We start from the raw sequence: 16,907 nt of genomic DNA on the forward strand, positions 1-16,907 counted from the left end.
TACCGCTGTACGCCCTCCAACCGGGTCGATCGCCTGAAACGAATTGGTTGGCGGAGATCTCGCGTATCGGAGGGCGCATGGCGATGCGCCCCTACGGGTTGGGTGGGGTGGTGAGTTGTTGCAGGATGAATTGGGTGCGGGGGTGGTCGGAGAGTTCGGCGGCGCGACCTTGCTGGAGGGCGGCTTGCACCAGGTTTTGCAAACTTTGGAGGCTGCTTTGGGTGTCGGGATGTACTTCACCCAACTTCTGCACCCGAATCTCCAAAGCCAGCAGCAACAGTCGCTCGGCTTCACCCCAACGATTTTGGTAACAGTGCAGCACTGCCAAGTTGTTGAGGCTCTGGGCGGTGTGGGGATGGTCGGCTCCCAGCACTTGCTCATAGATTTCCAGTGCTCGCCGGTAGAGGGGTTCTGCTGCCTCATATCGTCCCTGGGATCGATAGAGTTCTGCCAAGCTATTGAGGCTGGTGGCGGTGTCGGGATGTTCGGCTCCCAGAACTCGCTCTTGGATTTCCAGAGATCGCCGGAAGAGGGGTTCCGCTGCCTCGTAACGTCCCTGGGAATAGCAGAGTCCTGCCAAGTTATGGAGGCTGGTGGCGGTGGAGGGATGGTCGGCTCCCAGCAATCGCTCATAGATTTCCAGAGATCGCCGGAAAAGGGGTTCCGCTGCCTCGTACCGTCCCTGGGATTGGTAGAGTCCTGCCAAGTTGTGGAGGCTGGCGGCGGTGTCGGGATGGTCGGCTCCCAGCAATCGCTCACGGATTTCCAGCGATCGCCGGAAGAGGGGTTCCGCTGCCTCGTACTGTCCCTGGGATCGATAGAGTCCTGCCAAGTTGTGGAGGCTGGCGGCGGTGTCGGGATGGTCGGCTCCCAGCAATCGCTCACGGATTTCCAGCGATCGGTGGTAGAGGGGTTCCGCTGCCTCGTACCGTCCCTGGGATTCGTAGAGTACTGCCAAGTTGTTGAGGCTGGCAGCGATTTGAGGGTGATTTTCAGGAAAAACTTTCTCCTCAATTGCTAAACATCTTAGGCGTAAGGGTTCCGCTGCCTCGTACCGTCCCTGGGAGTAGTAGAGTGCTGCCAAGTTGTTGAGGCTTTGGGCGGTGTCGGGATGGTCGGCTCCCAGCACTCGCTCACGGATTTCCAGCGATCGGCGGTGGAGGGGTTCCGCTGCCTCGTAACGTCCCTGGGATTCGTAGAGTCCTGCCAAGTTGTTGAGGCTTTGGGCGGTGTCGGGATGGTCGGCTCCCAGCACTCGCTCACGAATTTCCAGAGATCGCCGGTAGAGGGGTTCCGCTGCCTCGTACCGTCCCTGGGATCTGTAGAGTCCTGCCAAGTTGTTGAGGTCGGTGGCGACTTCGGGATGATCTGGCCCGTAGACTTTCTCATCGATTTCCAGCGATCGCCGGTAGAGGGGTTCCGCTGCCTCGTACCGTCCCTGGGATCGGTAGAGTTCTGCCAAGTTGTTGAGGCTGGTGGCGGTGGAGGGATGGTCGGGGCCGAAGCGGCGTTCGGTGGTGCTCAAGCGATCGCTGTAGTGCTGTTCGGCTTCAGCCCAAAGACCTTGCCCCTGAGCCAGCCGCGCCAGGGCTGTGAAGGGCCAACCGCAATCGTCATCATTAATCTCGCCACTGGCCGCCGCTGCCGTTTCCAAGTGCGGCCAGGCAGGGCGGGTGCGTGCCAAGTCAGCCAGCGTCACCATCTGCGGAACCGTTTTCGCCACGCTCACCATTTGCCCCAAAAACGCCTGTTGCAGCGCCCCACCCTCGGGCCAGTCCGCCCGTTTAGCTGCAAAAAACTCCCGAATCAGCGGATGCAAGGCATATTGCCCATTCTCGGATTTCACCAAACTCAGCTTCACCAACTGATCTCGCGCCTCTTCCAGATCCTCCTCATCGTCATTGGGCAAACAACCCAACACCCAATCCCACAACACCGGAGCCGGCCCAAAACAACCCAACAACACCGCCAGCCGTTGCGCTTCCGAGTCCAACGCTTGCCAACTCAACTCAAAGGCCGCTGCCACCCCGCGCCGCGCCGTCATCCCCTCGGGAAAATCTCGATCTTTGGGGGCGATCGCCGGGGCCTGCAACCGTTTTGCCTCCAGCCGTTCTTGCATGGTGGCTAGCGACAGATCCCCCTTGCGCTTCAGGTAGTAGCCTACCAACTCAATCCCCAACGGCAAAAAGCCCAGCCATTCGCACAGCGCCGCCGCCGTCTTGGGTTCCGCCGCGATTCGCTCCCGCCCCACAATGCTTGTGAGCAACTGGAGCGCCGCCTCTGGGGTCAGCACCTGCAACTCCAGCCGCTCAACCCCCTGAAACTGCGATCGCGTCGTGACCAACACCCGAAATCGCGAATCGCTCGGCAAAATCGCCGCCACTTGGGTGCGATAGTCCGTCACATCATCAAAAATCAACAACACCGACTCCGGCGGCACTTCCTGGGCCGGCCAATGGCCAAAGCAATAGGTCAACTGCTCCGGCAAATCGCCCAAGTCCGCGAGATCCACCATCGGGAAAAAGCGCGATCGGGCAAAGTTCAGCAGCTCAACCCCCGCCCGTTCCCCCGCCAGCCACACCACCCCGCCGCAATAGGTGTCGTGCAGATGTTGCCGCGCATATTGCACCGCCAGCTCACTCTTGCCCACACCGCCCATGCCATCCACACTGGCGATCGCCACCCGGTGATCGCCCTTCTGGAGCAACTGGTGCAACTCTGCCAACACCTGATCACGTCCAAAGAAGCGATCGCGCGCCACCCCCCGATCCTGCAAATTCGTCGGCGGCCCATCCCCAGTCGGTTTCGGCGGTGGGGCTGACTGGTAAACATGGACGTGCTTATCACGCGCAACGTTATCGCCCGAACCACTGTGGGTTTGCTCGATGCGATCGCCGATCGTCTGTTCAACCTTGCCGATCTCGATCTGGGCTTGATCGTTAGCAATGATGCCCTGCTGGATTTCGGGTCGATCGCTCATGGCTCGTGCAACTCCAAACAATCAATCTCAGAATTCGTGAGCAATTCCCGAATCGCCTCAATCCCTGACCGCAGCATCGATTCCACCTTAGCCGTTGGAGCATTGCCGCAACGCAACCACAGCACCTTGGGCGGCGAACCATAGAGCCGACTGCGTTCCGCAAAGTCCGCATCCTGGGTGACGATGCAAAATCCGCGATCGCGCGCAAACTCCCAAATCGCACTGTCAGGGGCTTCCGCCAGCCCTTCCAACTGCACATGGCTCGCGTCCGGCAACACATCCGCCAGTCGTCCCAACAGTTTTCGGCTCAGATTTTGATCGAATAACAGTCTCATGCCGCGATCGCCACAAGTCGATGATCGCGATCGGCTGCAAAGGCCAAGCAAGCCAAAATATCCTGCATCGTCAACTCTGGGAAATCATCCAAAATTTCCTCAAAGGACATTTCCGCCGCCAACCAACCCAGCACGTCATAGACCGTAATTCGCATACGCCGAATGCATGGCTTTCCACCTCGTTTATCCGGCTCGATCGTAATGATTTGGCGATAGTCGATCATGGCTTTGTTTGTCGGTTGCTCTTAACTGAAATGTTGCGTGATCGGCGCGTTGAAAACGGGGGGCTGATTGGCCATCGGAACCGCGATGCCTGCGAATGCCAATGTTGTGGGTTCCATACGTCCTACCGATCGAATGCTCTTTTGATTTGATTGATTTAATGCGATCGAATCCTCCTGACTGGGGGCAAACCGGGGCGATCGCGCCTCACATCTGCCTTAAGTTTACTCACTCCCCCAAACAGCGCCATGGTATCGGGGGCGATCCAACCGCTCGATCGGCCCGTGCTATCCTTCAGGCGAGTTGCGAACTATGTCGATCGTGCGGACGCGGGATCGATTTGGTGTGGAAAGCAACACAAACCCTTGGTGTGGAGTGAGCGCAATTATGGTTACGTCTCCTGTTCGGTTGGGTCGCGAATCGGGCGAACTTGGGTTGAACCAAAAACCCCAGGATTTGGAGCAACCAAGCTTGAATCTGAATCTGCATGGGTTGTCGCCCCTGGAAATTCCCGAGAGCGTGCCCCTGTTTGGAACCGACGGGATTCGCGGGCGTGTGGGCGAGGTGTTGACCGCGAGCCTGGCGCTGCATGTGGGCTATTGGGCCGGGCGTGTGTTTGCAGCGCGATCGGGCAAAGGGGCGATCGTCGTGGGCCAAGATTCCCGCAACTCCAGCGAAATGCTGGCGGCGGCCCTGACGGCGGGGCTGACGGCGGCCGGGCTGGAGGTGTGGAATGTGGGACTCTGCCCAACTCCTTGCGTGGCCTATTTGGTGGAAGCGACTGGGGCGATCGGGGGCGCGATGATTTCCGCCAGCCACAACCCGCCCGGCGACAACGGCTTGAAGTTCTTCGGCCCCGATGGGCACAAGCTGGCCAAGGAAGCCCAACAACAAATTGAATCGGCCCTGCGCCACCACGTGTTGCCTGGTCTGGAACCCGTGACCGGTTGCGGGCGTGGCTATTTCCGGCCCGAGCTGGTGCGCGGCTATGCGGTGTCCCTGGAACAAACCCTAGAGCAAGAGGGCTGGGGCGATCGCCCGTTGGCGGGTTTGAAGGTGGTGTTGGATACGGCTTGGGGAGCCAGCGCCAAGGTGGCCCCGGCGGTGTTTGAGGAGTTGGGCGCAACGGTGATTCTGCTGCACGGGGAACCGGACGGCGATCGGATTAATGTGAATTGCGGCTCAACTCACTTAGAGTCCCTGAAGGCGGCGGTGGTTGAGCATCAAGCGGATTTGGGTTTCGCCTTTGATGGGGATGCCGATCGCGTGTTGGCAGTGGATGGCCAAGGGCGCGTGGTTGATGGCGACTACATCCTTTATTTCTGGGGCCAAACCCTGCGATCGAGTGACAAGCTACCGGAAGCAACGATCGTTTCGACGGTGATGGCCAACCTGGGCTTTGAGCGGGCTTGGCAAAAACAAGGCGGCAATCTGATCCGCACGGCCGTGGGCGATCAATATGTGCAAAAGGCGATGCTCGATCGCGGCTACATGCTCGGCGGTGAGCAGTCGGGTCACATCCTCTGCCGTCACTATGCCGTCAGCGGCGATGGCACGTTGGTGGCGCTGCACTTGGCGGCCCTGGTGAAGCAGTCCGGGCGATCGCTCACCTCCTGGGTGGATGACAGCTTCCAGAAATATCCGCAACTGCTGGAAAATGTGCGGGTTGAGGATCGCGCGCGCCGGTTGGGCTGGCAAGATTGCGCCCCCGTGGCCGAGGCGATCGCCCAGGCCGAAACCCAAATGGGCGATGCGGGCCGGATTTTGGTGCGGGCTTCGGGCACGGAGCCGGTGATTCGGGTGATGGTGGAAGCGGCCGAAGCGGATTTGGTGCGCCATTGGGCCGATCGCCTGGCCGCCGTGGTGCGATCACACTTGAGCTAGGTTCCCAACGCGCGATCGGGTGGGTTAATCCGGGCGATCGACCCACCCATTTCCTGTTGGTTTTCTGGGCGGGTTATTGCGTCAACCTTGAAGCCGCTGATCTACCCAACGTCCTCCAAGTCAGTCCAGTTGATTCAATTCTGAAAACCCTTGAGAGTCAATAAAATTCAACCCAAATTTTAGAAGCCAAAGTCTCATTAATACTTAAAGTTTTAAAATCAAAAACTTAAAATTTCAAAACCAAAATCATCAGACATTACAAAAAGCCTTCTCATTTTTATTGATTGGGTTAGTGCTTAACAGATCAACATATTTCCTGTGCAATCGGGCAGGTAATGCCTATCTTGATGGGAGTAGTTGTTCTGGATCTGAAATGATATTTTTCCAGCTAAAGATTACACAACAGAGACCGCCTCAAACCCAGTACCAAGCTAGCCCCATGAATTGGCAGCGGCTAGGGGAGTTCGTGGGCCGCCGTTGGGTTGTTGGGTTTGTGGTGGGACTGGCGATCGCGCTGCTGACGGCAACGGGACTGCAAGCCGCGCCACCTCCACCCGACTATTACCCCTTTCCCTTGAATGGTCGTTGGGAATATGCCACGACCAATGCAGCACAGGGCACAACGGGCAACTTGCTAATCAAGGTGATTGGGGCCGATCGCGACGGCTCGCAAATGCGCTACACCACTGAGCAAGATTTGGGATTTGGGCCATCTAATTTGCTCTATCTCAAGGGAGAAGGTTGGGTCAAGGAAATTAAGTTTGTGTTGGCTCGTAATGGCATGACCAACGAAACGGTTAATGATCCAATCAAGCCCATTTTAAAAAATCCACCGAAGGTGGGCGATCAATGGTCTTGGACTGGTCAGCAGGTGGGTGCAGCCACCACGAACGCCTCCGAATCCTTCAAGGCAGCGGCGGCGGAAGAGGTCACGGTTCCAGCGGGCAAATTTAATACAATTCGGGTGGAAATTACGGGAGAAAAAGCGGGAACGGCATTCCGCAAGGTGATGTGGTATGCCGATCGTGTTGGGCCAGTGAAGTGGCAAATTTGGGATGCCAGCAATGTGCTACAAACCACCACGGAGCTGAAGCGATACGAATTTCCCAAGGCTTCCTAGCCTTGCCCGATGACAGATTTGGCAGCCGCAACACGGGGCGATCGGGGGATTGAATGGTCATTATCCCCCTCGCCGTCAATTATTACGGGTCTGCGATCATGCCCCAGCCTTTCGCCTACATTTGTTGCGGTCGGGATCCGGGAGACAACTATGCTCGATCGCCTGAGATAGCAAAGCCATGAAATTAGTTTTCATGTGCGAATTTCTATTGATCAATTACTGGGGAAATTTCTGAAGTTGCAATGAATTGATAGGACTCTGGCAAAGTACCACGCCAAAGATATTGAGTTAACATCCGTCCGGCGGCCGGTTCTTGGTCTGCTTGCTTCGGAAAGGGTAATCGCAAAGCCTCGTAGAGCAAGGCGCGATAGAGATCAAAACTCGCTTCGATTAAGTCGCCATAGGTTTTGGCCGCGGCGATCGCCCAGTGATAGGCAAAGCAAATTGAGAACAGGGCGATTAGTGCTGCCCACCAAGCCCAAAACGCCCAAATGAAAAATAACCAGCTCCAAATCCACAGCCGAGCCATGGCATTCAGTTCAGCCCGCGCTGCCTGTAAATCTGCTTTGGCGGATTCGGGCAGCAACAGCCACAATCGTGGCCAACAAATTACCGCATCCAACCCATATTTATCGAGCGATCGCAACTCCGCCGCCCGCAAGATATTCCCCAACGGCGTGGGCATCATATCAATATCTTGGACGGGAAAATTATTGAGTTGGCGATCGAGTTTGACACGTAATTGGCGATCGCGACTGGTGAGTCTTGGGAGATTATCTAATTTTTGAAATTGTGATTCAAGCTTTTCCTTAGCCTTGATTTGCTGGCGAATGAAGTGATCTTTAAATCCATTAAAAATAGGATACCAATAGCCCTCAAGGCCGCGTAGTGCCATCAGTTGAAACCGTTCCACTACGGCTGCTGAGGCGATCGCCCCGCCCAGCACGGCCACCAACAAAGCCAACTGTAATGGTTCCGGCTGTTTGGTGAACCAATCCGTGAAGGGTTGCCAGCCAAATCGCTGAATAACCGCCACTAAGCCCCCCGCCCAAAAGACAATGGCAGAAGTCAGCAGACTCGAAATCCACTGTTCTGCAACCTTGCCGCCTGCGCCTTCGAGTACCTTGGCAGTCATGGGTTCTCCTGCGAGAGATTAGACCGTAGCTGCTGAAATTCAGCGATCGGGATTAGGGAAAGATTATGGGTTGGGCAACGGGGAATCGGTTGGCCAACGCTGCGCCGTGACCAGCGATAGTCGCCGTGGGGACAAATATATTTATCGGTCGCAACGTAGCTGGCATTCCCGGGAAGGGCTTCAAAACTTTTGCGTTGGTTGTTGGATGAGTCAATCAGAAAGGATTGCAGCCAAGTTTTTGTAGATTCATGTGTGTTTAAGTACTCTTCGACTTGAGTGGCGATCGCGCTGATGGTTTCGTAATGTAGATCGCGCAGATCAAAAGGTACTTGATTCAGCAGTTCAGCGAGGCGATTGTCTAGGCTTTTTGCAGTTTCGGGAGCCAACAAATCCGGTAATTCGCTGCGAATCGTGCGAGCAGCCTCAAATAAATCTTCGTCCGTGTAGAGCATCGGTTTCGAGGGCTTTAATCAAGACAGGTTAGAAGATGAATCAAATTGAGAATTTTCGTGTGGCATTTGTGATTCTGAGCTAATGCATTAGAATGCCAATCAAGACTCGGAGTAGATGTTCCAATTCCGTGAAAATTGAATAGAGGTTTAGATCTTGATAAATCACTTTTTTCTCAAAATCGAGTAACGAAAATTGCCAAATTTTCCCGATTGAAACAGCTCCCCAAAGTTGGGGTTTCAGAACTAAGCTTTCTTGGTTTTCTTGGGCAATCGCAATTAGCTCAACGGCCAGTTGCTTGAATCCGCGCTCTAGGTTTTCATCCTTGGCTTCAATCACGAGTAAGCGATCGCGTGACTGCAAGAAATAGTCGATCGAGCCTCGTAGTTGGCTACTAACTTCCACTGGATAGCTAACCCGCAATTGGCTATTGGTGGCCAGCACTACCTCCGTAAGCAAGGGTGCGATCAAAAACTCCCGCCGAGCCATTTCGTTATCTGCTCGAATCAGGTGCATAGTTTTTTTGAGCCGTAATTGCAGCGGCTCGATCGCGAAGGGCAATGATTCCGCCTGGGGTAATGTCAGCTCAGCTAGTTCAAAGCCGTAGCCGAAATTTGCCAAAATTTCTTCAGGGTAGGCATTGAGCTTAAAGTAGTCGGAAAATGAACAGCTTTCCGGTAGCTTAATCGGTCGAATCATGGGCTGAATTCCAATTCATCTGATAAGATAAATTCCAACGTAAATGGCGCAGTTTCGGGAAATACAGAATCAGCAAGGTTAGTTTCTTGAATAGCCAGGTCTCGCCCATCAAGATAAGCTTCGCGGAAAGCTTCGTCTAAAAATGGTTGCAAGCTGGGATTATTTTTGAGTAGCCGCTGAATGCGTCGTCGCTGCTCGCGAATCGTGCCGATCCAGGAGTTTTTTCGCCTCTCAGGCTGATAGCACCACTTCAACAGATGACCAATCAGAACACCTAAGCGATTGATCAACTGCTCACGTTCTTGGCGACCCAGGACGGCGATTTCTTCGATTAAATTTGGGAGGTCGATCGCCCCGAAATCACGATTTTGCAGCAGCGCGATTTGCTCCTGTGTCCAAGCATAAAAGTCGCGGTCATAAGTGGTGTTCATGCTGACAATATTTGGGGGGCGATCGGTACAGGGATAGAGTCTAGATAAAGCGTGTCTGGGCAAATATCTTGCTCATTGGGCCAAGTCACTGTGCCATTGAACGCCTTGGCTTTCCGAAAATAAGCTTCGTCCCTGAGTTCCTGAAACACGCCAAAATCTAAGAGCGATAAGCAATCATAAGCTCGCACTTCTTGATTGGTGAACTGAATTTCAAGTGTGTAATTGCTGCGTGGAATAACGCTGTGGACTCGGGGATTCATGTCTGGATTATATGCCGGTGTAGCTGAAGCCTGCCCAGTAGTAGGGGTGGGCAAATGGGTGTTCAGCTCCTCGAAGCCCGATGCCTGTGAGCTGGCGAATTTCGGAAGGGGTTGCGGTGCGGAGCCACTGTTGGGCTTGGCGGAGGGCGATCGGTGGGGTGAGGTGATCGTTGCGCCAGAGGTCGTAGAACTTGGTGAGTAGGATCATGGTGCTTTGCTCATTCACAGCCCAGAGGGAGGCGATCGCCCCGGCCACGCCTGCTTGCAACAACCCAACGGGCAAGCCGATCGCCTCGTCGGCTAAGTCTAGGCCGGGGAGACCCGTTTCACAGGCGGAAAGGACGGCCAGCCGGATGCCGTGTTTGCCGCCTTCGGTGAGCTTGAGGTTAAACAGGTCGCGCAGGGTCAGCAGGTCGTCGTTCATCAGCAGTCCGCTATTGAGGGGTTCGTTGAAGTTGGCGGTTCCGTGGCAGGAGAAATGGACGATCGCCTGTTGACCCAGGTTTGCAGCAACGGTGGCGGTAGTGGCTTTTTCGTGCCGTAGGACGGTGGGGCGGGGAAAGGTTTTGACGGCGGCCATGACTTCCCGTTCGGAGCTGGGGAGGTCTTGGCGGGGGTTGTCGATCGCCAGGATTGAATCGAGGTGGCTGTCGGGGAATCGCTGGGCGATCGCGCGGGCGGCCACGAGGGATTGGGCGTTGGGGGCGTAGGTGAAGGTCAGCTCATCGAGGGCGTAGCGGCGGCCGGTGGGGCGGCTGGGGTCGGGTGTCCAGGCGGCATGAAGGGGCAACAACCCGAGCAAGCCGGTGGGAATCAGGATCGCTTGGGTGTAATTGTGCTGCTTGAGGCGATCGATTAGGGGAGCCATCAGGTTGTCCCACAGTTGGCGGGTTCCCTGGTCGATCGCCTCCAGCCAGCCGGGGAAGTCGTTGCGGTGATTTTGGGAGGCGTTGAGCCAGGTTTGCACCAAGTCGGTAAGGGTGGCTTCGGGGAACGCATCGAGCCACAGGGGGTCGATCGCCTGGGGGGTGGCGATTAGGGCGAGGCTACCGTTGGGGGTGGGAATCAGGTAGACGGTGGGTGCTTCGGTGCTGAGGTTTTGTTGAATCTCTGCGAGGCTGGGTGCTTGCAGGAAGGTTTCATAGCCGGGGACTTGGCGAATTTGGGCGATCGCTTCGGTCAATTCCTGGCGGAGTCTTTGGGCTTCGTTGCGGTGTTGTTCGGGGGTGATGGCTTGGCGATCGCGGACTTGCTGTTCGCGTTGGAGGCTTTCCAGGTTTTGCAGTTGGTTGGTGATGTCGCGATAGCGATCGAACAGGTCGGGGCGCTGTTGTTGGAGTTGCACGAGGTCGGCGCGATCGCGTTGGAGTCGTTCGCTGAGACCCCGGGCGCGGCCCCGTTCGATCGTGGCAACCGCTTGATCAAGTTGACCGATTTTGGCGTAGGCGTAGGCAGCGCGGCGGGGAAGATCACCTGTTTCTTTAAGTTCACCGGCTTGGCTGTCGAGCAAAGTACAGGCTTGATACAAATTTTCCGCAGCGGCGAGGGCTTGCCCATAGGCTTGGGTCGCAGCATCCCAATTCTGTAACTCGCTTTGGAGCTTGCCAAGGGATCGAGCAGTTTGGCGGCATTCATTAGGAAATGCTTGATGGGTTCTGACTTTGAGCGCTAAGTTGTAGGCAGTAATAGCCTGCTTTAAGTTTTCAGCTTCATCTTCTTGAAGATAGTCACGGTAAGTATGAGCCAGGTTGTTTTGTATAGCTGCCCATTGATATGGGAAAGCATCATACTTATAGACTTTTATGGCAAGTTTATAAGCAATTATTGCTGCTTCTTGATTTTTTCCTTTAGTACCTTTTACACGTTGACTATAAGCTGTTGCTAAATTATGCTGTGTTGCTGCCCACTGCACAGGCAAATTGTCAAATCTTCTTATCTTTAGAGCAGCCTTACATAAGGCAATTGCCTTTTCTAAATTGTCAGCTTTCTCCCCTTTTAGACGATTGCCATACATAGTCGCCAGGTTGTTTTGTATCGTTGCCCATTGTCTTGGAAATGTATCACGAGTATAAACTTCTAGAGCAAGTTTGCAGTGATTAATTGCCATCTCTAAATTTTCTGTTTTTTTACCTCGAATACGATTGCTATAAGCCACTGCAAGATTACTATGAGTTGCTGCCCACTGTTCAGGAAGCTCTTTCTTTTTTCTGACTTGCAAGGCAAGTTGATACGCAGCAATCGCCATTTCAAAATTATCTGCTCTTTCTCCAAAAATACGATGACGATAAGCGGCTCCAAGGTTATTTTGGATCATTGCCCACTTTTGAGGAAAAGACTCTCGAGTATAAACTTTTAAAATATCCTTGTAGATATCTATTGCCATCTCTAGATTGTCCGATCTATATCCCTGGACTCGATCATAGTAAGCAATAGCAAGATTGTTTTGCGTCATTGCCCAATCTTGAGGAAAAGATTCATAAGTGTAAACCTCTAGAACTTTCTTGTAAATATCTATTGCCATTTCAAGATTGTCAGTGATTTTCCCTTGAATACGATTACGATAGGCATTAGCAAGACTATTCTGTGTCATTGCCCAGTCTTGAGGGCAAAAATCACGACTTCTGATTTCTAGTGACTTTTTATAAATGGAAATCGCTATTTCTTTATTTTCTACCTCACTGCCCCAAATACGGTCTAGATAAGCGTTAGCTAGATTATGTTGTGCTGTTGCCCAATCTTCAGGAAAAGATTCACGAGTATAGATTTCCAAGGACAGATTGCACGATACAATTGCCATTTCTAAGTTTAACCAACGAATGCCTAAATGAAATTGTCCAATCAGATTTCCAAATTCACCAAACATGGCAGCAACCAACTCAGGTGAATTTTGTTTTTTTAGAACTTGAAAAGCCAATGGCAGCGCGATCAAAAAGTCCCAATTTAGCTTCCTTAAATTTAATTTCCAAAATTCATATACACGATTTGCACTACCTTGATTTTCATAAATATTTATCATCACTTCTCCTATAAAACTCATTGTAGTTGGATTAGCATACACGGTCTTAGATCTCAGTTCTAAAGTCTGTGCTATTCGGTTCGCCCACTGCTTTAGCCAGACAGCATCACGGTGACCAATAGATGCCATATGGCCAGGAACGAAATACATTATTTCTACTAGACCCGCATCCACCAACTCCGCCTGGGCTTGCAAAACGCTTGCCTCTTCTCCCTCTGGACAAGCCAACAACTGCTGAATCAATTGCAAATAAGCCTGAAGTCGTTGCTCGTCCATGGGGCCGCCTCAATCCCTCGGTGAATCATCACCAAAACGCTGCCCCCACCCTAGCGCCCCATTCCCCTCACTGCCCAGCGCCTTTGTGAGCCAAGCCCCCAACCATCACCCCCCAGAGCTAATCGATCGCCCTGCCTCCCTCCTTTCAGCGGTGCTAAGATCGCCGCAAACCACAGACCAACAGGCAGCAGGCGATCGCCCAAAAATCATGGGACTACAACTCTCAATTCCCGATTCAATTGTTCAAGCCATTCGCCTACCAGAACCCCGCATCGAGCGCGAACTACGGCGCGAACTCGCGATCGCCCTCTATGCCCAAAACCTGCTGGCCTTCGGCAAAGCCCGCGAACTTGCTGAAATGGATAAATACGACTTCGGCCAACTACTTGCCCAACGCGGAATTCTGCGACATTACAGCCATGAAGAACTAGACGATGACCTCGCTTATGCTAGTCGTTAGCAACACCTCGCCAATTTTGAACTTGGCTATCATTAATCAACTTTTTCTTTTGCAACAGCAATTTGGCAAAGTCCTCATTCCCAAAGCTGTTGTAGAAGAACTAAAAATCAGCGAAAATCGTCCTGGATCTGCGATTATTCAAGACGCGATCACCTCAGGATGGATTGAAGTTCAAGAAGCTCATGATCAGTCCTTGACTCGACTGCTAAAGCAAACTCTCGATCAAGGAGAATCCGAAGCAATTTCCCTCGCGCTAGAACTCAATGCTGACTGGATACTCTTGGACGAGCGAGAAGGTCGAAAAACAGCTAAATCTTTGGGATTGCAAGTAACAGGTATTTTGGGAATTTTGCTCCGAGCGGAACAAGACGGCCAGCTTGAATCCTTGCCAGTAGCAATCAACAATCTCATTCATCAAGCCGGCTTTCGGATTGCTCCAGATTTACTCAAACAAATATTGGAGTGAAAATCAGATTATTTAGACTAAGGATCTTCTCAAAAATCAAATGTCTCGGCATCAATAATAAAATCACTGATGACGCAAGTATCCAAAAGATAACGCATCAAAATAACTCTATTTCTTGGGGATCAATTAACTCGCTGCGATCAGACTCAAACTCAGGAAAATCGGGACTTGGTTCATAATTCAAAACCGCCCCCGGCCACTGAGTCGTGATCACTGGTGGCATCTGGACTAGCTGCCGAAGAATCTGTAGCACAATCAACGGCAAAGGGAGATTAGCCTGGGCCGCTTGGCGCAGCAAATACCCCTCCAAATCCGGCGGCAAAGTAATCGTGATTTGCATCGATACCCTCCAAATCGTGAATGTATCACCAACCTCGACAGCGGCAACCCAAGTCCTCACCATTTTAGCCAACCGCTACCGGCGATCGCCCTGCCCAAATCAGTACAATCAACATAACGCCCCAGCCTCGCTGTCACCGACCCAGCGATAACCCCCATGGTTGCCAATGCTGACCCGAAAAATCGGTGGACAACCGCCGATTTAGAATTCTTCCCCAATAACGGCGATCGCTACGAAATCATCGACGGAGACCTATACGTGACCCGCGCCCCCCATTGGAGACACCAGGATGCTCTAGGAAACCTCCACACATTCTTGACCCTCTGGGCTAGGCAACACAAGCAAGGCAAAGTTCTGCAATCACCGGGTGTCATCTTGACCGGGGAAGAAAACGTCATTCCCGATCTGGTGTGGGTTAGCAATGAGAAGCTGGCAACCTGCGTCGATGAGTCAGGTCATTTCACAGCAGCTCCTGAGCTGGTTGTTGAAGCAATTTCCCAGTCTTCCCAAGATATTGCGCGCGATCGCCAGGTGAAATTAAAGCTCTATTCCCGAGTTGGTGTGCGGGAATATTGGATCGTGGATTGGCAACAACAAACCGTTGAGATTTATCGGCGATCGCAAGCCCGTTTAGAGCTGGTCTATACCCTCTTTGCCGAAGACGAATTAACTTCACCCTTATTCGCCAATTTCACCCTCAAAGTAGCTGAGATCTTTACCTAATTCGGCTTCTCAAGTTACCGGTTATTTTTGGATTTTTGATGGCATTAGGGCAGTTGCAAAATGCAGCGAGCATCGAGCAGTTGGAGGCGCTTGTTTTCGAGGACAGAACAGGGAGCGATCGCCCGTTCCAAAGCTGGAGTTTCACCGCGATCGAGCCGATCGCTCACGTCTTGAATGAGCGGCTGAAATTGCTGTAACCAAGTGTTATCTGCCAAGTCAGACTTTGAGAGTGACCAGGGTTCTAATAACCAGAAATTCACTTGATATTTCCGCAAAAAAGCTTGCACCTCCGATAGGTTGCTGGTGTATTGAGCGCGGATGGTGTCTTCAATGCGTTGGCGCAAAACTCGGTAATAGCCCCAATGGTAAGGCAGGGCAAATTCGCGGCTGGCGAGAATCGATCGCCGGGCAAAGATCGGAATGAAATCCGCTTCCTTGGATAAGGAAACCACTAGGGTATCCTTCGGTTGTTTTTGCAGAAATTCATAGACTTCGGCCATGCGTCCTTCCATTTGCAATTGGCTGGACACGGCCAAGTTAGGAACCATGGGCACAACGATCGACAGGCTGAGGACGAGGCTCACCAGGGGCCAGAACCAGCGCGGTTTTTGGGATTGGGTGGCTTGCATTTGCCGATCGAGCCACAGGCCCAGGGCGATCGCCCCCGCCACTGGCAACACCACCCGCAAGGGCACATAGCCGTAGCGATTGGGTAAATACAACCGAAACAGCAGGGCATGGGCCGCGAGAAACAGACCCAACCCACCCCAAACCCAATCCCCCAGCATAGCCAAGTGAGGCGAAAGGCGACTGGCTAGGGGAAATTGACGGGCGCGGGCGGGCCGGTTCAACCAACGGGGCAAGGCCAAGGCCACCAGGGCGATCGGGGGCACAAATCCCACCCACAGGAAGCCGCTACGGGGGGCAAACAGCCAAAAAATCAGCGGATTGGGGTGAAAAAAGAACGATCGCCCGTATTCATTGCCCACAAAGTTAAATTCCGGTAGGGCGGCGGCTTGGGATCGGCTGATCACGGGGCCAAACTCGCTGCTGGTGAACAGTTCCGGCAACAACACCGCAATAGCCATGGCAATGCCCCCGATCGCCAAGCGCCAGTCCAGGGGAGTCAGGGCTTCGGGATGCGATCGCCCCCGACGGGTGGCCCACCAGCGCCGACCCAAATTCACAGCCAGGGCCGCCGCCGCCACCACCGCCACCATTGGATAAAACAAACCGCTGAGGGCGATCGCCCCTAAACAGCCCCAGAGCGATCGACTCAGCAGCGCATCCATCACCGCCAACACCAGGGGCGTGGCAAAGGCTCGCGGCGTGGATGAGGCCAAATCATCCTCCATCCACAGGCTTTGATTTACCAAAATGCAGCCCAACAGGGCCACCCACGGCACGGGCAACAGCCGAATCATCACGCGCCAGGTCAGCGCCGTGGTCACCAACCCCAAAATCACCGGCCAATATTTACTGACCGTTAGGGGATCCCAGCCGAGGAGGGCCGCTCCGTGATAGAGCCACTGATAGCCCAGGGGAGCAACGGATTGGTAATAGTCAGCGATCCAGTCGCCGGGGAAGAGGCCAGGATCCAGGTAACGAAAGGCCCAAAACACATGCTGGCGCACATCGTCTTGCACGATATAGGGATTGCGTGTGGCCCACTGCACCGACTGCCAGCCATAAAACAACGCCATGGCTCCACTGAGCACCATGCTCCAGCGCCGATCGCCCGATCGCGCCCCTATCCAAGCCCATGCGTTTTTCATCCAACCAAACCTTTCGGGATTCCCGGCAACTGATCAGCCAGAAGCCACCCTAAACCAAGGTTGGGCCGTTTGGGGCGATCGCTGGTGTCGGTTTCCGTTTGGGTAATGGCGAATTGAGGGGGCGGGCCCCAGCGGCAGAGGGGCTTTGGGGTTGGGCCCTGGCTGCAGGGTTGCCAGACCCGATAGAATGGAAGCAGTAATTGTTACCTAAAACTGGGCCATCGCTCCAAGGCTCGTTCTCGTCTAGGGTTTTCGCTCGCTTCTCCGCCGTCTCTGTCCAGCGGCTCTCGTTCAGCCTCCCCAACCCCGACCGACGCTCCAACCACTCTCTGATC

Annotated in this window: 16 protein-coding genes; 5 read left to right on the forward strand and 11 right to left on the reverse strand. The window is 53.7% G+C overall.

What is annotated here, in order from left to right; all coding sequences use genetic code 11:
* Positions 1-91: 91 nt before the first annotated feature.
* The 3 genes from ACZA91_RS05625 to ACZA91_RS05635 are packed head-to-tail and all read right to left on the reverse strand — an operon-like array spanning position 92 to position 3,536.
* Complete coding sequence (locus tag ACZA91_RS05625; protein ID WP_463185171.1) at positions 92-2,980, reverse strand: tetratricopeptide repeat protein; 2,889 nt, start codon at positions 2,978-2,980, stop codon at positions 92-94.
* Positions 2,977-3,315 carry a DUF5615 family PIN-like protein gene (locus tag ACZA91_RS05630; RefSeq protein WP_463185173.1) on the reverse strand — a complete coding sequence of 113 codons (339 nt, stop codon included), beginning with the start codon at positions 3,313-3,315 and terminating at the stop codon, positions 2,977-2,979. Before ACZA91_RS05630 ends, ACZA91_RS05625 begins: the two co-directional genes overlap by 4 nt.
* A complete protein-coding gene (locus tag ACZA91_RS05635; protein ID WP_099531542.1) occupies positions 3,312-3,536 on the reverse strand; it encodes a DUF433 domain-containing protein in 225 nt (74 codons plus the stop codon). Before ACZA91_RS05635 ends, ACZA91_RS05630 begins: the two co-directional genes overlap by 4 nt.
* Before the next feature lie 388 nt (positions 3,537-3,924).
* Here ACZA91_RS05635 and glmM point away from each other — a divergent pair, with 388 nt between their 5' ends.
* Both glmM and ACZA91_RS05645 read left to right on the forward strand, forming a co-directional pair.
* Positions 3,925-5,421 carry a phosphoglucosamine mutase gene (gene glmM / locus ACZA91_RS05640; protein WP_190530941.1) on the forward strand — a complete coding sequence of 499 codons (1,497 nt, stop codon included), beginning with the start codon at positions 3,925-3,927 and terminating at the stop codon, positions 5,419-5,421.
* Positions 5,422-5,860: 439 nt separating this feature from the next.
* Positions 5,861-6,541: a TapB family protein gene (locus ACZA91_RS05645; RefSeq protein ID WP_190530940.1), complete on the forward strand. Its 681-nt coding sequence runs from the start codon at positions 5,861-5,863 to the stop codon at positions 6,539-6,541.
* A gap of 205 nt (positions 6,542-6,746) precedes the next feature.
* Here ACZA91_RS05645 and ACZA91_RS05650 read toward each other — a convergent pair whose 3' ends face one another.
* From ACZA91_RS05650 to ACZA91_RS05675, 6 genes are all read right to left on the reverse strand, one after another.
* Positions 6,747-7,676, reverse strand: coding sequence for a hypothetical protein (locus ACZA91_RS05650; RefSeq protein WP_190530939.1), 930 nt, complete (start codon positions 7,674-7,676; stop codon positions 6,747-6,749).
* A complete protein-coding gene (locus ACZA91_RS05655) occupies positions 7,673-8,128 on the reverse strand; it encodes a hypothetical protein (protein WP_190530938.1) in 456 nt (151 codons plus the stop codon). Before ACZA91_RS05655 ends, ACZA91_RS05650 begins: the two co-directional genes overlap by 4 nt.
* A gap of 79 nt (positions 8,129-8,207) precedes the next feature.
* Positions 8,208-8,825 (reverse strand): hypothetical protein, encoded by a 618-nt coding sequence (locus ACZA91_RS05660; RefSeq protein ID WP_190530937.1) that lies wholly within the window; start codon positions 8,823-8,825, stop codon positions 8,208-8,210.
* The gene (locus ACZA91_RS05665) at positions 8,822-9,256 is read right to left on the reverse strand and encodes a DUF29 domain-containing protein (RefSeq protein ID WP_190530936.1); all 435 of its coding nucleotides are present in this window, start codon (positions 9,254-9,256) and stop codon (positions 8,822-8,824) included. The genes ACZA91_RS05660 and ACZA91_RS05665 overlap by 4 nt, the downstream gene beginning before the upstream one ends.
* Complete coding sequence (locus ACZA91_RS05670; protein ID WP_190530935.1) at positions 9,253-9,516, reverse strand: DUF2442 domain-containing protein; 264 nt, start codon at positions 9,514-9,516, stop codon at positions 9,253-9,255. Before ACZA91_RS05670 ends, ACZA91_RS05665 begins: the two co-directional genes overlap by 4 nt.
* Before the next feature lie 7 nt (positions 9,517-9,523).
* The gene (locus ACZA91_RS05675; protein ID WP_190530934.1) at positions 9,524-12,808 is read right to left on the reverse strand and encodes a CHAT domain-containing protein; all 3,285 of its coding nucleotides are present in this window, start codon (positions 12,806-12,808) and stop codon (positions 9,524-9,526) included.
* Positions 12,809-13,016: 208 nt separating this feature from the next.
* Between ACZA91_RS05675 and ACZA91_RS05680 the strand changes: the two genes are divergently transcribed.
* Complete coding sequence (locus tag ACZA91_RS05680; protein ID WP_190354529.1) at positions 13,017-13,268, forward strand: UPF0175 family protein; 252 nt, start codon at positions 13,017-13,019, stop codon at positions 13,266-13,268.
* The gene (locus tag ACZA91_RS05685; RefSeq protein ID WP_190530966.1) at positions 13,255-13,734 is read left to right on the forward strand and encodes a PIN domain-containing protein; all 480 of its coding nucleotides are present in this window, start codon (positions 13,255-13,257) and stop codon (positions 13,732-13,734) included. Before ACZA91_RS05680 ends, ACZA91_RS05685 begins: the two co-directional genes overlap by 14 nt.
* A 97-nt stretch (positions 13,735-13,831) precedes the next feature.
* Here ACZA91_RS05685 and ACZA91_RS05690 read toward each other — a convergent pair whose 3' ends face one another.
* Positions 13,832-14,074 (reverse strand): hypothetical protein, encoded by a 243-nt coding sequence (locus tag ACZA91_RS05690; protein ID WP_190530933.1) that lies wholly within the window; start codon positions 14,072-14,074, stop codon positions 13,832-13,834.
* 156 nt (positions 14,075-14,230) lie between these two features.
* Here ACZA91_RS05690 and ACZA91_RS05695 point away from each other — a divergent pair, with 156 nt between their 5' ends.
* Positions 14,231-14,797: a Uma2 family endonuclease gene (locus tag ACZA91_RS05695; RefSeq protein WP_190530932.1), complete on the forward strand. Its 567-nt coding sequence runs from the start codon at positions 14,231-14,233 to the stop codon at positions 14,795-14,797.
* Between the two features lie 44 nt (positions 14,798-14,841).
* On the opposite strand, the gene ACZA91_RS05700 is transcribed toward ACZA91_RS05695, so the two are convergent.
* Entirely contained in the window at positions 14,842-16,572 is a 1,731-nt protein-coding gene (locus ACZA91_RS05700; RefSeq protein WP_463185178.1) for a hypothetical protein, read from the reverse strand.
* Positions 16,573-16,907: the final 335 nt, after the last annotated feature.

The organism is Limnothrix sp. CMB-01, from assembly GCF_055193175.1.

Bases quoted from the DNA above. Each gene is read 5' to 3' on its own strand.
- ACZA91_RS05625 (WP_463185171.1), bottom strand. From the start codon at position 2,980: ATGAGCGATCGACCCGAAATCCAGCAGGGCATCATTGCTAACGATCAA.
- ACZA91_RS05630 (WP_463185173.1), bottom strand. From the start codon at position 3,315: ATGAGACTGTTATTCGATCAAAATCTGAGCCGAAAACTGTTGGGACGA.
- glmM (WP_190530941.1), top strand. From the start codon at position 3,925: ATGGTTACGTCTCCTGTTCGGTTGGGTCGCGAATCGGGCGAACTTGGG.
- ACZA91_RS05645 (WP_190530940.1), top strand. From the start codon at position 5,861: ATGAATTGGCAGCGGCTAGGGGAGTTCGTGGGCCGCCGTTGGGTTGTT.
- ACZA91_RS05650 (WP_190530939.1), bottom strand. From the start codon at position 7,676: ATGACTGCCAAGGTACTCGAAGGCGCAGGCGGCAAGGTTGCAGAACAG.
- ACZA91_RS05655 (WP_190530938.1), bottom strand. From the start codon at position 8,128: ATGCTCTACACGGACGAAGATTTATTTGAGGCTGCTCGCACGATTCGC.
- ACZA91_RS05660 (WP_190530937.1), bottom strand. From the start codon at position 8,825: ATGATTCGACCGATTAAGCTACCGGAAAGCTGTTCATTTTCCGACTAC.
- ACZA91_RS05665 (WP_190530936.1), bottom strand. From the start codon at position 9,256: ATGAACACCACTTATGACCGCGACTTTTATGCTTGGACACAGGAGCAA.
- ACZA91_RS05670 (WP_190530935.1), bottom strand. From the start codon at position 9,516: ATGAATCCCCGAGTCCACAGCGTTATTCCACGCAGCAATTACACACTT.
- ACZA91_RS05675 (WP_190530934.1), bottom strand. From the start codon at position 12,808: ATGGACGAGCAACGACTTCAGGCTTATTTGCAATTGATTCAGCAGTTG.
- ACZA91_RS05680 (WP_190354529.1), top strand. From the start codon at position 13,017: ATGGGACTACAACTCTCAATTCCCGATTCAATTGTTCAAGCCATTCGC.
- ACZA91_RS05685 (WP_190530966.1), top strand. From the start codon at position 13,255: ATGCTAGTCGTTAGCAACACCTCGCCAATTTTGAACTTGGCTATCATT.
- ACZA91_RS05690 (WP_190530933.1), bottom strand. From the start codon at position 14,074: ATGCAAATCACGATTACTTTGCCGCCGGATTTGGAGGGGTATTTGCTG.
- ACZA91_RS05695 (WP_190530932.1), top strand. From the start codon at position 14,231: ATGGTTGCCAATGCTGACCCGAAAAATCGGTGGACAACCGCCGATTTA.
- ACZA91_RS05700 (WP_463185178.1), bottom strand. From the start codon at position 16,572: ATGAAAAACGCATGGGCTTGGATAGGGGCGCGATCGGGCGATCGGCGC.